Source organism: Ideonella sp. A 288, assembly GCF_002198735.1.
In the GTDB taxonomy this organism is placed as follows: Bacteria; Pseudomonadota; Gammaproteobacteria; order Burkholderiales; family Burkholderiaceae_C; genus Pseudaquabacterium.
Map to the genome: position 1 here is coordinate 130,779 of NZ_MWLO01000123.1, position 13,712 is coordinate 144,490.

Annotated in this window: 14 protein-coding genes and 1 tRNA gene; 9 read left to right on the forward strand and 6 right to left on the reverse strand. The window is 66.4% G+C overall.

Annotation, left to right across the window (positions count from 1 at the left end):
* Positions 1–125: 125 nt before the first annotated feature.
* The gene (locus tag EOINJALH_RS14535; protein WP_088281197.1) at positions 126–350 is read right to left on the reverse strand and encodes a cold shock domain-containing protein; all 225 of its coding nucleotides are present in this window, start codon (positions 348–350) and stop codon (positions 126–128) included.
* Positions 351–589: 239 nt separating this feature from the next.
* On the opposite strand from EOINJALH_RS14535, the gene clpS reads away from it, so the two are divergent.
* The gene (gene clpS, locus EOINJALH_RS14540) at positions 590–946 is read left to right on the forward strand and encodes an ATP-dependent Clp protease adapter ClpS (protein WP_088281199.1); all 357 of its coding nucleotides are present in this window, start codon (positions 590–592) and stop codon (positions 944–946) included.
* Positions 943–3,243 carry an ATP-dependent Clp protease ATP-binding subunit ClpA gene (gene clpA, locus EOINJALH_RS14545; RefSeq protein WP_088281201.1) on the forward strand — a complete coding sequence of 767 codons (2,301 nt, stop codon included), beginning with the start codon at positions 943–945 and terminating at the stop codon, positions 3,241–3,243. The genes clpS and clpA overlap by 4 nt, the downstream gene beginning before the upstream one ends.
* A 32-nt stretch (positions 3,244–3,275) precedes the next feature.
* On the opposite strand, the gene EOINJALH_RS14550 is transcribed toward clpA, so the two are convergent.
* The 5 genes from EOINJALH_RS14550 to EOINJALH_RS14570 are packed head-to-tail and all read right to left on the reverse strand — an operon-like array spanning position 3,276 to position 6,451.
* Positions 3,276–4,055, reverse strand: coding sequence for a zinc-dependent peptidase (locus EOINJALH_RS14550; protein ID WP_088281203.1), 780 nt, complete (start codon positions 4,053–4,055; stop codon positions 3,276–3,278).
* Positions 4,052–4,816 carry a UDP-2,3-diacylglucosamine diphosphatase gene (locus EOINJALH_RS14555; RefSeq protein WP_088281205.1) on the reverse strand — a complete coding sequence of 255 codons (765 nt, stop codon included), beginning with the start codon at positions 4,814–4,816 and terminating at the stop codon, positions 4,052–4,054. Before EOINJALH_RS14555 ends, EOINJALH_RS14550 begins: the two co-directional genes overlap by 4 nt.
* Positions 4,817–4,826: 10 nt before the next feature.
* Positions 4,827–5,330, reverse strand: a complete 504-nt coding sequence (locus tag EOINJALH_RS14560; RefSeq protein WP_088281207.1) for a peptidylprolyl isomerase — start codon at positions 5,328–5,330, stop codon at positions 4,827–4,829.
* Position 5,331: 1 nt separating this feature from the next.
* Positions 5,332–5,889: a peptidylprolyl isomerase gene (locus EOINJALH_RS14565; protein WP_088281209.1), complete on the reverse strand. Its 558-nt coding sequence runs from the start codon at positions 5,887–5,889 to the stop codon at positions 5,332–5,334.
* 28 nt (positions 5,890–5,917) lie between these two features.
* The gene (locus EOINJALH_RS14570; protein WP_144290038.1) at positions 5,918–6,451 is read right to left on the reverse strand and encodes a tetratricopeptide repeat protein; all 534 of its coding nucleotides are present in this window, start codon (positions 6,449–6,451) and stop codon (positions 5,918–5,920) included.
* Positions 6,452–6,605: 154 nt separating this feature from the next.
* Here EOINJALH_RS14570 and cysS point away from each other — a divergent pair, with 154 nt between their 5' ends.
* The 7 genes from cysS (at position 6,606) to EOINJALH_RS14605 (ending at position 13,707) form a co-directional block, all read left to right on the forward strand.
* Positions 6,606–7,988 (forward strand): cysteine--tRNA ligase, encoded by a 1,383-nt coding sequence (cysS, locus tag EOINJALH_RS14575; RefSeq protein ID WP_088281213.1) that lies wholly within the window; start codon positions 6,606–6,608, stop codon positions 7,986–7,988.
* 2 nt (positions 7,989–7,990) lie between these two features.
* Positions 7,991–8,644: a DNA-3-methyladenine glycosylase gene (locus EOINJALH_RS14580; RefSeq protein ID WP_088281215.1), complete on the forward strand. Its 654-nt coding sequence runs from the start codon at positions 7,991–7,993 to the stop codon at positions 8,642–8,644.
* A 52-nt stretch (positions 8,645–8,696) separates the two neighbouring features.
* Positions 8,697–9,668, forward strand: coding sequence for an acetyl-CoA carboxylase carboxyltransferase subunit alpha (locus EOINJALH_RS14585; protein WP_088281217.1), 972 nt, complete (start codon positions 8,697–8,699; stop codon positions 9,666–9,668).
* A complete protein-coding gene (gene tilS / locus EOINJALH_RS14590; protein WP_234413848.1) occupies positions 9,665–10,978 on the forward strand; it encodes a tRNA lysidine(34) synthetase TilS in 1,314 nt (437 codons plus the stop codon). Before EOINJALH_RS14585 ends, tilS begins: the two co-directional genes overlap by 4 nt.
* An 85-nt stretch (positions 10,979–11,063) precedes the next feature.
* On the forward strand, positions 11,064–12,338 hold the full coding sequence (locus EOINJALH_RS14595) for an aspartate kinase (protein ID WP_088281219.1): 1,275 nt from the start codon (positions 11,064–11,066) through the stop codon (positions 12,336–12,338).
* 39 nt (positions 12,339–12,377) lie between these two features.
* Positions 12,378–12,470, forward strand: a tRNA-Ser gene (locus EOINJALH_RS14600).
* A gap of 193 nt (positions 12,471–12,663) precedes the next feature.
* Positions 12,664–13,707 carry an ArsJ-associated glyceraldehyde-3-phosphate dehydrogenase gene (locus EOINJALH_RS14605; protein ID WP_088281221.1) on the forward strand — a complete coding sequence of 348 codons (1,044 nt, stop codon included), beginning with the start codon at positions 12,664–12,666 and terminating at the stop codon, positions 13,705–13,707.
* Positions 13,708–13,712 lie beyond the last annotated feature (5 nt).

A 13,712-nucleotide genomic window follows, 5' to 3' on the forward strand; every position in this document is an offset into this window, starting at 1 on the left:
GTCGGCCTGTGCCGTCTGACATCAACCACCGACGGTTGACGCGCACCATCGCCGGGCGCGACAGACGAAAAAAAGCCCGCACGCAGCGGGCCTTCGAAGTTCTTGGCCGACCTGCGGCGCGTTGATCAGGCTGTCATCTCCTCGACCGCCATCGGTCGGATGGATTGGGCGAGGTTGCCCTTGGGCCCCACGACCAGCTCATAGCTGACCTTGCTGCCCTGCTTCAAGGTGCGATAGCCTTCCATCTCGATGGCCGAGAAATGCGCGAAGACATCGGGTCCACCGTTTTCGGGTTCGATGAATCCAAATCCCTTGGCATCGTTGAACCACTTGACCGTTCCGACCAGCATTGCGAACTCCCAGACTTCAATTCAGGAGAAAAAATTGTGCTTTTCGCCGGTCTGGGGGGTCAAGGCGGAGACCTAGACCAAAGTTGGTCACGGATTCCCCACAGATTGCCAAGAGGGCAGGGGGGGTCGAACAAGGTCTGGTGCCTCGCAGGTTCGGCAAATCAGTGCCACCGCCGGGCCGATTGGTCGACATACTGGCCGCACTGCGCGAGTCTTTGCCCAACTCGATAGAATGATTCATGCCTCAGGACGACCCGCCGATTCCGCCTGCCCCGCCTCCCGCGCGGCCGCGTCGAGACGACGCCGGTGCCGTGGTTGCGGAGCGCAAGACGGCCCGCACCAAGCCGCCGCAGATGTACCAGGTGGTTCTGCTCAACGACGACTACACGCCGATGGAATTCGTCGTGATGGTGCTCCAGCAGTACTTCAAGAGAAACCTCGAGACGGCGACGCACATCATGTTGAAGATCCACCACGAGGGTCGAGGCGTGTGCGGCGTTTACACCAAAGATGTCGCGGCCACTAAGGTCGAGCTTGTCCTTGCTGCGGCGCGGCGCGCCGGGCATCCGCTACAGTGCATTATGGAGGCCGCATGATCGCGCAAGAACTTGAAGTCAGCCTGCACATGGCGTTCGTCGAGGCGCGCCAGCAGCGCCACGAATTCATCACGGTCGAGCATCTGCTTCTGGCGTTGCTGGACAACCCGTCGGCCGCCGAGGTGTTGAAGGCCTGCGCCGCCAACATCGACGACCTGCGCAAGAGCCTGACCACCTTCATCAAGGAGAACACCCCGACGGTGGGTGGGACCGAAGAGGTGGACACGCAGCCAACGCTGGGGTTCCAACGGGTCATCCAGCGCGCCATCATGCACGTGCAATCCACGGGCTCGGGCAAGAAGGAAGTCACTGGCGCGAACGTGCTCGTGGCCATCTTCGGCGAGAAGGACTCCCACGCGGTGTACTACCTGCACCAGCAGGGCGTCACGCGACTGGACGTGGTCAACTTCATCGCCCACGGCATCAAGAAGTCCGAGCCGCCCGAACCGGCCAAGCCGGCCGAGGGCAGCGGCGAAGGCGAGAAGGAAGAAGCCGCCGACACGAAGGGCTCGCCGCTCGACCAATTCACGCAGAACCTGAACCAGCAGGCCCGCGAGGGCAAGATCGACCCGTTGATCGGCCGCGAGTCCGAGGTCGAGCGCGTCATCCAGGTGCTGTGCCGTCGACGCAAGAACAATCCGCTGCTGGTTGGCGAGGCCGGTGTTGGCAAGACCGCCATCGCCGAAGGCCTGGCCTGGCGCATCACGCAGGGCGATGTGCCCGACGTGCTGGCTCAGTCCAGCGTCTACGCGCTGGACATGGGCTCGCTCTTGGCAGGTACCAAGTACCGTGGCGATTTCGAGCAGCGGCTGAAGGGCGTGCTCAAGCAGTTGAAGGATCAGCCCAACGCCATCCTGTTCATCGACGAGATCCACACGCTCATCGGAGCCGGTGCGGCCTCGGGCGGCACGCTCGATGCCAGCAACCTGCTGAAGCCGGCGCTGTCCAACGGCGCGATGAAGTGCATCGGCGCGACCACCTTCACCGAGTACCGTGGCATCTTCGAGAAAGATGCCGCGCTGTCGCGGCGCTTCCAGAAGGTCGACGTGGTCGAGCCGTCGGTCGAACAGACGATCGAGATCCTCAAGGGCCTGAAGTCCCGGTTCGAGGACCACCACAACGTCAAGTACGCGCTCGGCGCCCTGCAGGCTGCCGCCGAACTGTCGGCCAAGTACATCAACGACCGCCACCTGCCGGACAAGGCCATCGACGTGATCGACGAGGCCGGGGCCGCGCAGCGCATCCTGCCCAAGAGCAAGCAGAAGAAGACCATCACCCGCGCCGAGGTCGAGGACATCGTTGCCAAGATCGCGCGCATCCCGCCGGCGTCGGTGTCCACCGACGACCGCGGCCGCCTGAAGAGCCTCGACCGCGACCTGAAGAGCGTGGTCTTCGGCCAGGAGCCGGCCATTGACGCGCTGGCAGCCGCCATCAAGATGGCGCGGTCGGGCCTGGGCAAGCCGGACAAGCCGATCGGCTCGTTCCTGTTCAGCGGCCCCACGGGCGTGGGCAAGACCGAAGTCGCCAAGCAGTTGGCCTACATCCTGGGCATCGAGTTGATTCGCTTCGACATGTCCGAGTACATGGAGCGCCACGCCGTGAGTCGCCTCATCGGCGCGCCCCCGGGCTATGTGGGCTTCGACCAGGGCGGTCTGCTCACCGAGGCCGTCACCAAGAAGCCTCACAGCGTGCTGCTGCTCGACGAGATCGAGAAGGCGCATCCGGACGTCTACAACGTGCTGCTGCAGGTGATGGACCATGGCTCGCTCACCGACAACAACGGCCGCAAGGCGGATTTCCGCAACGTCATCATCATCATGACGACGAATGCGGGTGCCGAAACGATGAATAAGGCCACCATCGGCTTCACGACCATGCGCGAGCAGGGCGACGAGATGGCCGACATCAAGCGCATGTTCACGCCCGAGTTCCGCAACCGGCTCGACGCGACCGTGAGCTTCCGTGCACTTGACGAAGACATCATCCTGCGCGTGGTCGACAAGTTCCTGCTGCAACTGGAAAGCCAGTTGGCCGAGAAGAAGGTCGAGGTCACCTTCACCGACACGCTGCGCAAGTTCCTGGCCAAGAAAGGCTTCGACCCGCTGATGGGTGCGCGGCCGATGCAGCGCCTGATCCAGGACACCATCCGCCGGGCCCTGGCCGACGAACTCCTGTTCGGCCGTCTGGTCGATGGCGGCCGCCTGACGGTCGACGTCGATGCGGCCAATGAGGTGGTGCTCGACATCCAGCCGCCGAAGAAGAACGACAAGGCGCGCCCCGAGACCACGCCGGCCTGAAGGTCGAACGCTCATGCACTCGCAGCCCGAGGTCAGGGCTGCTTGGCAGGGTCCTGCCGAAAGTAGTCCGCCAGCAATTGGTACAGCGCCGGGTGCTCCCAGCGCATGTCCTGAGGGTTGACGAAAAACACTTCCGTGGCCACGGCGAAGAACTCACCGATGGCGGTGGCGCCATAGGGGTCGAGCAGGGTGTCGCGACCTGTCTCGACGTCGTGGCAAAAGCGGTTATAGGCCTCGTCGATCACTTCCACCCAGGCTCGACGTGATTCGAGGTCGGCCAGCGGCGGGACGCCGTCTGCGACGCCGTCGCCCATGTCCAGCACATGGGCGAACTCATGGATGACCACGTTGTAGCCCCAGTCGGCGCTTTCGCCGGCCTCGCTCACGTCGCGCCACGACAGCATCACCGGGCCGCCGTCCATTGCCTCGCCGGTCAGCACCTCGTCGTACTCGTGCACGACGCCGTCGTCGTCGGTCACCTCGCGCCGGGCCACCACCTCGTCGGCGTGGACCACGATGCCGACAAAGCCCCGGTACGGCGCCAGGCCGAAGCGCAGCACCGGCAGGCAGGCCTGCACTGCGATGCAGACGGCGATCTCGTCGTCGACCTCGAAGCCGCCGGCGCCGGTGAATTCCTTCTCGTCGAGGAAGAGCGTGGCCAGACGTCTGAGCTCGGTCTGGTCCTGCGGCGCCAACCGGGCGATGAAGGGCAGGCCCGCCACGGTGGATGCCCACAGGGCGTCTGGAATGGCGCGCCGTGCCAGGCGCCGGGCCTCCCGCCCCTGCAGCAGACGCTGCAGCAAGGCCTTCATGGCGTCACCGCATCGATGGGCTCGAGTCCGTCGCGGGTCCAACTGACGATGCGAGACCGCACCGGCTGCGCCGTCATGTCCCAATCGCCCAGCACCAGGATCGCCCGATCACCAGGCAAACCATGACGAGCCGGCCGGTGCGTGTGGCCATGGACCAGCAGCGGCGCACCGGCATCGTCGAGCCAGCGAGTGGCCATGCCCGGGTCGGCATCGGCGAACGCAGCCGGGTCCATGCCGGCCTGGTGCTTCATGCTCGCGTCCCGCATGGCCCGCGCCCTCTGCCGACGCTCGGTGAGTGGCAGGCTGAGGAAGGATTCGCGCCAGGCCTCGCCCCGCACCTGGGCGCGAAAGTGCTGGTAGGCGACATCGTCGAGGCAGAGTGCGTCACCATGCGACAACAGTACCCGCTGACCCCAGGCCAGCGCCAGCGTGGGATCGTCCAGCAACTGCATTCCGCAATCGGCCGCCATGGCCGCACCGACCAGGAAATCGCGGTTCCCGGCCATGAAGGCGAGGGTCCGCGCGCGGGATGCCTCGGCGAGCATCTCCAGGCATTCCCGCTCGAAGCCCGAGGCGCGGGCGTCGTCGCCGACCCAGACCTCGAACAGGTCACCGAGGATCAGCACCGCCTGCGCGGGCGTGGTCAACAGATGGGTGCGAAAGGCTTCGAAGGTGGCAGTTGAGCCGGCATGCAGATGCACGTCCGACAACAGGTCGATGCGCTGCCAGGCGTCGTCGGCCTGCCAGCGCGCGATGGCCACCCGGCGAGCCTCAGGCGATCTCGACTGCCTTGAGGATGACGACGTCGTCGTTCGGCACGTCTTCGTGGCCACCCTTGCGTCCGGTGGCTACTTTCTCGATGGCGTCGATCACCTCGGTGCCCGAAACCACCTTGCCGAACACTGCATAGCCCCACCCCTGGGCCGACTCGCTGCGGAAGTTCAGGAATTCGTTGTTGGCGGTGTTCACGAAGAACTGCGCGGTGGCAGAGTGGGGCGCATTCGTGCGCGCCATGGCCAAGGTGTACTTCTCGTTCTTCAGTCCGTTGCCGGCCTCGTTGGCGATCGCCTCGAGCGTGGGCTTCTGCTGCATGCCCTGGGCGAAGCCGCCACCCTGGATCATGAAGCCCTTGATGACGCGGTGGAACACCGTGCCCTCGTAGTGCCCTGATTTGACGTAGGCCAGGAAGTTCGCCACGCTCAGCGGCGCCTTGGCATCGTCCAGTTCGATGCGCAACACGCCGTTGGTGGTGGTCAGTTCGACGGTCTTGGTCATGTCAGTTCTCCAGGGTTGCTTGCTTGATCAGGATGGGTTGCTGCGGCACGTTCTGATGGCCAGACTTCATCCCGACCGGGACGGCCTTGATCTTCTCGACCACGTCCATGCCTTCGACCACCCGACCGAACACCGCGTAGCCGTTGCCATCGCGGGAATTGGCCGCGTCGAGGAACAGGTTGTCGGCGATGTTGATGAAGAACTGCGCCGTGGCCGAATCGGGGACATTGGTACGCGCCATGGCGACCGTGCCACGCTGGTTGCTCAGGCCGTTGCGGGCCTCCAGCGGAATCGGGCCGCGGGTGGGCTTCTCGTTCATGTCGGGCGTCATGCCCCCGCCCTGGATCATGAAGCCGTCGATCACGCGGTGAAAGACGGTGCCGGCGTAATGGCCTGACTTCACATACTGCACGAAATTGGCCACCGTCTTGGGGGCCTTCTCGGCATCGAGCTTGATCACGATGTCGCCCTGGCTGGTGGCCAGGCGCACGGTCTGGGCCGAGACCGGTGAGAGCAGGGCAGCGGACAGCGCCAGGGCGCACATGGCGGTCTTCATCATCGGGGAATCCTTCGTGGTGTCGTTTGGGTCAGGGGAGGGGCGGGGCGGCGACAAGCTCCCGGGCCAGCTTCAGCTTTCGGCGCAGGGACGCGTCGCCGCCAGCCGTGCCGGCCGCAGACTCCCACGCGCGAACGGCCAGCCGCAGGTACACATCGCCCAGGTTCTCGTGGGCCGTGCGATAGCCGGGGTCGTTGCGCAGGGACAACTCGAGCAGTTCGCGCGATCGATCGAGCTGTCCGGCCTGAGCCACCAGCACTGCCAGGTTGTTGTAGGGCTCGGGCAACTCCGGAAAGTCGGCGATCAGCCGTTCAAACACCTGCGCGGCCTCGGCATCACGTCGGACGTCCGAGTAGATCACCCCTTGCAGGAAGCGCAGCCCGGCGTCGTTCGGCCGCGTGGCCAGCGCCACATCGATCTGCTGCAACGCCTTGGCGGATTCGCCGCCGCGATGCAGCCGCTCGAGGGCGGCCACCCTGAGATCGCTGTCGGCAGCCAATGCAGACACGTTTACACAACATGCCAACAGCACGGCAACCACTCGGGCAAACAGGGGATGGGGCACGGGAAAAGGGGGGGTCGGTCCGGCTCGGCAGCGCCGGGTGCGCCGCTATACTGAATGGATTGTATCGACGCTCGCGTGACGGCATCCTGGCCGTCCATTGCGGGCGATCGGCGAAACGAAGCCACCGCCCGGTGGCGCCTGCAGTCCACGGCCGATGACCCTGCGCATCTACAACACCCTCCACCGCCAACTCGAGGTTTTCGAGCCCATCGAGCCGGGCCATGTGCGCATGTACGTCTGCGGCATGACGATCTACGACCTGTGCCACATGGGCCATGCCCGAATGATGATGGCCTTCGACGTGGTCTACCGCTGGTTGCAGGCCAGCGGCTACCGCGTCACCTACGTCCGCAACATCACCGACATCGAGGACAAGATCATCAAGCGCGCGGTGGAGCGCGGCATCACCATCCGCGCGCTCACCGACGAGATGATCGCGGCGATGCGCCAGGACATCGGCGCCATCGGTGTGGCCACCCCCACCCACGAACCGCGCGCCACCGACTACGTGCCCCAGATGCTGTCTCTCATCAGCACCCTCGAAGGCAAGGGGCTGGCCTATCGCGCCACGAATGGCGACGTCAACTTCGCGGTGCGGCGCTTTCCCGGCTACGGCAAGCTCTCGGGCAAGAGCATCGATGAACTGCGCTCCGGCGAGCGTGTGGCGGTGCAGGAGGGCAAGGACGACCCGCTCGACTTCGTGCTCTGGAAGGCGGCCAAGCCCGAGGAGCCGGCCGATGCCAAGTTCGACGGAGACTATGGCCCGGGCCGCCCGGGTTGGCACATCGAGTGCTCGGCGATGAGCTGCGCCCTGCTGGGCGAGCGTTTCGACATCCACGGTGGCGGCATGGACCTTCAGTTCCCGCACCACGAGAACGAGATCGCGCAAAGCGAAGGCGCCACGGGCCGGCCCTTCGTCAACTACTGGCTGCACAACGGCTTCCTGAACGTCGACAACGAGAAGATGTCCAAGTCGCTGGGCAACTTCTTCACCATCCGCGATGTGCTGGTGCGGTTCGATGGCGAGACGCTGCGCTTCTTCATGCTGCGCACGCACTACCGCAGCCCCTTCAATTTCAGCGACACCCACCTCGACGACGCACGCACGGCGCTGAGGCGGCTTTACACGGCGCTCGATGGCGTCACCCTGCCGGCCGACACCGGTGCAGCGATCGACTGGTCCGTCCCGGCTGCCGAGGCGTTCCGTGTCGCGATGGACGATGACTTCAACACGCCCGGCGCCTTGGCCGTGCTGTTCGATCTGGCCAACGAGCTGAACCGCACCCGGTCTGCCGAGACCGCCGCGTTGCTGCGGGCGCTGGCGGGCACGCTCGGCGTGCTGCAGCAGGTGCCGCGGGCCTTCCTGCAGTCGGGCAGCGGGCTCGACGAGCAGCGCATCGCGCAGTTGATCGCCGAGCGAGCCGAGGCCAAGCAGCGACGTGATTTCGCCACTGCCGACCGGATCCGGCAAGAACTGATCGCCCAGGGCATCGAACTCAAGGACTCCGCCCAAGGCACGACCTGGGTGCGCGCCTGACGATGGTCCGATCGGCGGTCACGGGCGTCACGCCCGACTATTGGGACGACGCGTGCCGCCACCTCGCCAAGCGCGACAGGGTGATGAAGAAGCTGATCCCGCAGTTCGGGGAGGCACGCCTGCAGAGCCGGGGCGATGCCTTCACCACGCTCGCCCGGTCGGTGGTCGGCCAGCAGATCTCGGTGAAGGCCGCGCAGTCGGTGTGGGAGCGCTTCGTGGCCACGGTGGGCGGGCCCACCGCGCGACTGGCGCCGGCCGCGGTGCTGAAGGTCGACACCCCGGCACTGCGCGGTGCCGGCCTGTCGGCGCGCAAGACCGAGTACCTGACCGACCTGGCCCGGCACTTCGAGTCGGGCGCGGTGCACGTGCGCCAGTGGCAGCAGATGGACGACGAGGCCATCATCGACGAACTGGTGGCCATCCGGGGCATCGGCCGCTGGACGGCGGAGATGTTCCTCATCTTCCACTTGATGCGCCCCGACGTGATGCCGCTCGACGACCTGGGCCTGATCAAGGGCATCAGCGTCAACTACTTCAGTGGCGAGCCCGTCTCGCGCGCTGAAGCGCGCGAGCTGGGCGATGCGTGGGCGCCGTTCCGCTCGGTGGCCACATGGTACATTTGGCGCAGCCTCGACCCGCTGCCGGTCGACTACTGACGCCCCGTGAAGGGGCGTGACCGGCCCCGATTCACACCACCCGATCCGGCGGATGAGCAAACGACATTTCCTCGAGTTCGAGCAGCCCATCGCAGAGCTCGAAACCAAGATCGAAGAGCTGCGCTACGTGCAGAACGAGTCGGCGGTCGACATCTCCGAAGAGATCGACCGTCTCGACAAGAAGAGCCTCCAGCTCACCAAGGACATCTACGCCAACCTGACCCCCTGGCAGGTGACGCAGATCGCCCGACACCCGCAGCGTCCCTACACGCTCGACTACGTCAATGAGATCTTCACCGACTTCCAGGAACTGCACGGCGACCGCGCGTTCGCCGACGATGCCTCGGTGGTCGGCGGCATGGCGCGCTTCAACGGCCAGGCCTGCATGGTGCTGGGCCAGCAGAAGGGGCGCGACACGCGTGAGCGGGCGTTGCGCAACTTCGGCATGTCGCGGCCCGAGGGCTATCGCAAGGCCTTGCGCCTGATGAAGCTGGCCGAGAAGTTCGGCCTGCCGGTGTTCACCTTCGTCGACACGCCTGGCGCCTACCCCGGCATCGGCGCAGAAGAGCGCGGGCAATCCGAGGCCATTGGCCGCAACATCTTCGAGATGGCCCAGCTCGAGGTGCCGATCATCACCACCATCATCGGCGAGGGCGGCTCCGGGGGCGCCTTGGCCATCAGCGTGGCCGACCAGTTGCTGATGCTGCAGTTTTCGGTGTACTCGGTGATCTCGCCAGAGGGCTGCGCGTCGATCCTGTGGAAGACCTCCGAGCGTGCCAGCGATGCGGCCGAGGCCCTGGGCATCACCGCCCACCGCCTGAAGGCACTGGGCCTGGTCGACAAGATCGTCAGCGAGCCCGTGGGCGGCGCCCACCGCGACCCACGCCACATGGCTTCGCAACTCAAGCGTGCGCTGGTCGATGCGCTGCGGCAGGTGAACGACCTCAAGCCGAAGGAATTGCTGCAGCGGCGCTACGACCGCCTGCAGTCGTACGGCCGCTACAACGACACCAAGGAGCGTTGAGCGCCGACGGCCACGCCACCCTGGGCGCCACCGTCGGCGTGGCGTTCAGCGGCGGGCGAGATTCGCTGGCTCTGCTGCACGCCACCGTCCGCTCAGCCGTGTCGCTGGGCCTGGACGTTGTCGCCCTGCATGTTCACCATGGTCTGGTGGATCGGGCCGACGAGTGGGTCGCATCGGCCATCCGCCTGTGTGCACGTTGGCAGCGGCGGGGGTGGCCCGTGCGCCTGCGCTGGCACCGCCTGACCGATCGGCCCTCGCCGGGCGACAGCGTCGAGGCCTGGGCGCGCCGAGAACGGTATGCCGCCCTCGCGACCATGGCGACGGAAGAGGGCGCCCGGCTGGTGCTGCTGGCTCACCATCGACGCGACCAGGCCGAGACGGTGCTGCTGCAGGCCTTGCGAGGCGCCGGGCCGCGGGGCCTGGCCGCCATGCCGAAGGTCGTGGCGCGCGCCGGCCTGACCTGGGCCCGCCCCTGGCTCGATCTGCCGCGCGACGCCATCGACGCGTATGTGCGGCAGCACCGCCTGCGGCCGATCGAGGACCCGTCGAACGACGACACCCGCCTGGCACGCAACCTGATGCGGCGATCGGTCTGGCCAGCGATGGCCGGCGCCTTCGGGACGGCCGAGGCCGCGCTGGCGGCGGTGGCGCGCCGAGCCCACGAGGCGGATGCGGCCCTGTCCGAACTGGCGCAGCTGGACCTTGCCGCGACGGGCACAGGCGATCGCCTGGATGTCGTAGCCTGGTCGGCCCTGTCGCCGGCGCGCAGGGCCAATGCGCTGCGCGTCTGGCTCGAGGCGGGGCTGGACCGAGGGGCCCCGGACACCCTGGTGCAACGGCTGCTGGACGAGTTGCCGGGGCGTACCAGCGGTCGCTGGCCAGCCTCGGCGCATTCGGCGTTGGTGCTGCACCGCAAAGGCTTGACCTGGACGGACGACGTGCCCGCCCAGACCGGGCCATGCGTGGCCATCGACCTGTCGGGCACGCCGCCCATCGAAGTGCTGAGCTGGGGCGGTCGATTTGAGGCCCATCGTGTCGAGCAAGGAGGCATCGCCCTCGAGCACCTGTCGGCACTGGAACTGCGCCCGCGTCGGGGTGGCGAGCAGTTCCAGTGCGCACCGCGTGCCACGGCCCGCAGCCTGAAGAAGCAGTACCAGTCGGCTGGCGTGGCGGCCCACCAGCGAAGCGGCCCCTTGGTGTGGCACGGTGACCGGTTGGTGTACGTGCCCGGATTGGGCATGGATGCGCGGTGCTGGGCGCCGGCAGGGACCCCGCAGGTCGCGCTCGCCTGGCGGCCCGACCGCGCCTGACAGGGTCGCGTCGGGGCCCTTGGCTAGAATCGCGGGCTGCGCACTGGGGCCGCGCCACCCTCGAGCCCCGATACCCTCAACCGTCATGGCATTGATCGTTCACAAGTACGGTGGCACGTCGATGGGCTCGCCAGAGCGCATCCGCAGTGTCGCCAAGCGCGTCGCCAAATGGGCGCGCGCCGGCCACCAGATGGTGGTGGTGCCGTCCGCGATGAGCGGCGAAACCAATCGTCTGCTCGGGCTGGCCAAGGAAGTGCAGCCGGCCCAACTCGACGCGGCCGCGATGCGCGAACTCGACATGATCGCCTCCACCGGCGAGCAGGTGTCCGTTGGCCTGCTGGCCCTGGCGCTGCAGGCCGAAGGCATGCCGGCGGTCAGCTACACCGGCTGGCAGGTGCCGGTGAAGACCGACTCGGCCTACACCAAGGCGCGCATCGAGAGCATCGACGACCAGCGCGTGCGTGCCGATCTGGCCGCCGGCAAGGTCGTCATCATCACCGGCTTCCAGGGCATCGATCCGGACGGCTCGATCACCACCCTGGGACGTGGCGGCTCCGACACCTCGGCCGTGGCCGTGGCCGCGGCCATGAAGGCCGACGAGTGCCTGATCTACACCGACGTCGACGGCGTCTACACCACCGACCCCCGCGTCGTGCCCGAGGCGAGGCGCCTGCACACCATCAGCTTCGAAGAGATGCTCGAGATGGCGAGCCTGGGCTCCAAGGTGTTGCAGATCCGCTCGGTCGAGTTTGCGGGCAAGTACCGCGTGCCGATGCGGGTGCTGTCGAGCTTCACCCCGTGGGACATCGCCATCGAGGAGGAGGCCACCTCCGGCACCCTGATCACCTTTGAGGAAGACGAGAAAATGGAACAAGCCGTCGTGTCCGGCATCGCGTTCAACCGCGACGAGGCCAAGTTCACCGTGATCGGCGTGCCCGACAAGCCCGGCATCGCCTACCAGATCCTGGGCGCGGTGGCCGACGCCAACATCGAGGTCGACGTGATCGTGCAGAACGTGTCGCACGATGGCCGCACCGATTTCTCGTTCACCGTGCACCGCAACGACTACCAGCGCACGTCCGACCTGCTCAATCAGACCGTGATGCCGGCCATCGGTGCCATGCAGATCTCGGGCGACCCGAAGATCTGCAAGGTGTCCATCGTCGGCATCGGCATGAAGAGCCACGTGGGCGTGGCCAGCACGATGTTCCGCACGCTGTCGGAAGAGGGCATCAACATCCAGATGATCACCACCAGCGAGATCAAGACCTCGGTGGTGATCAACGAGAAGTACATGGAGCTGGCGGTCCGTGCACTGCACCGCGCGTTCGATCTGGACGCGCCGCAGAATCTGGGCTGAAGCCCCGTGCCGGCTGCGCTAGAATCCGCAGCCTTGACTGGAGTCGTGACCGAGTGGCCGAAGGTGCTCCCCTGCTAAGGGAGTATGTGGGCAAAACCTGCATCGAGGGTTCGAATCCCTCCGACTCCGCCAGATGTACAGCAACAACGGGCCTTCGGGTCCGTTTTTGCTTTCTGCGTGTCCTTTGGCGGCGCGCGGCATCCAAGCCGAGCTCGAAGGTCCCCGCCCACGCAGTCACGGAAGTGTCATGCGGCCAGCCCACAATTCGACACTGCTGGAATCATGCTCGGGTCGATCGGGTCGAACAGAGAGTTGAAGGAGCGTCATGAGAGTCGGCATCAACGGAATGGGCCGCATTGGCCGCCTGGCACTGCGTGCCGCCTTTGGCGCTGCCGAGCGTCCATCGGACGACCCCCGCGCCGGGAATCGGCTCGATGTGGTGCACCTCAACGAGATCAAGGGCGGCGCCGCGGCCACGGCCCATCTGCTGACCTTCGACAGTGTCCAGGGGCGCTGGCGTGCCGACATCGCCGCCCAGGGCGACGATGGCCTGCGAGTGGCCGGCAGGGCGTTGAGCTTCTCGTCGCATGCCAGTGCGGCCGACATTCCCTGGGGCGACCTGGGCGTGGACCTGGTGCTCGAGTGCACGGGCAAGTTCCTCACGCCCGAGACCTTACAAGGACATCTCGACCGCGGGGCCAAGCGCGTCATCGTTGCCGCGCCCGTGAAGGTCGGCCAGGTGCTCAACATCGTGGTGGGGATCAACGACCACCTGTACAGGCCCGAAGTGCATCGGATCGTCACGGCAGCGTCCTGTACCACGAACTGCCTGGCCCCGGTGGTGAAGGTGGTGCATGAGGCCCTGGGCATCCGCCACGGGCAGATCACCACCATCCACGACCCCACGAACACCAACCTGATGGTCGATGCGCCGCACAAGGACCTGCGCCGTGCGCGCAGCGCGATGTTGAGCCTGGCGCCCACCACCACGGGCAGCGCCACCGCCATCGCGCTGATCTACCCCGAACTGGCGGGCAAGCTCAACGGCCATGCGGTGCGCGCGCCGGTGCTCAATGCGTCACTGACCGATTGCGTGTTCGAACTTCAGCGCCCGACCACCGCCGAGGAAGTGAACCGCCTCTTTTCCGCCGCGGCCCGGGGCCCGCTGGCGGGCATCCTCGGCTACGAGGACCGCCCCCTGGTGAGTGCCGATTACGCCCGGGACACCCGCAGTTCGATCGTCGACGCGCTGTCGACCATGGTCACCGACGGCACGATGCTCAAGGTCTACGCCTGGTACGACAACGAGATGGGCTATGCCTGCCGCATGGTGGACCTCGCCTGCCTCATGAACGAGCAAGGTCTCTGAGCACC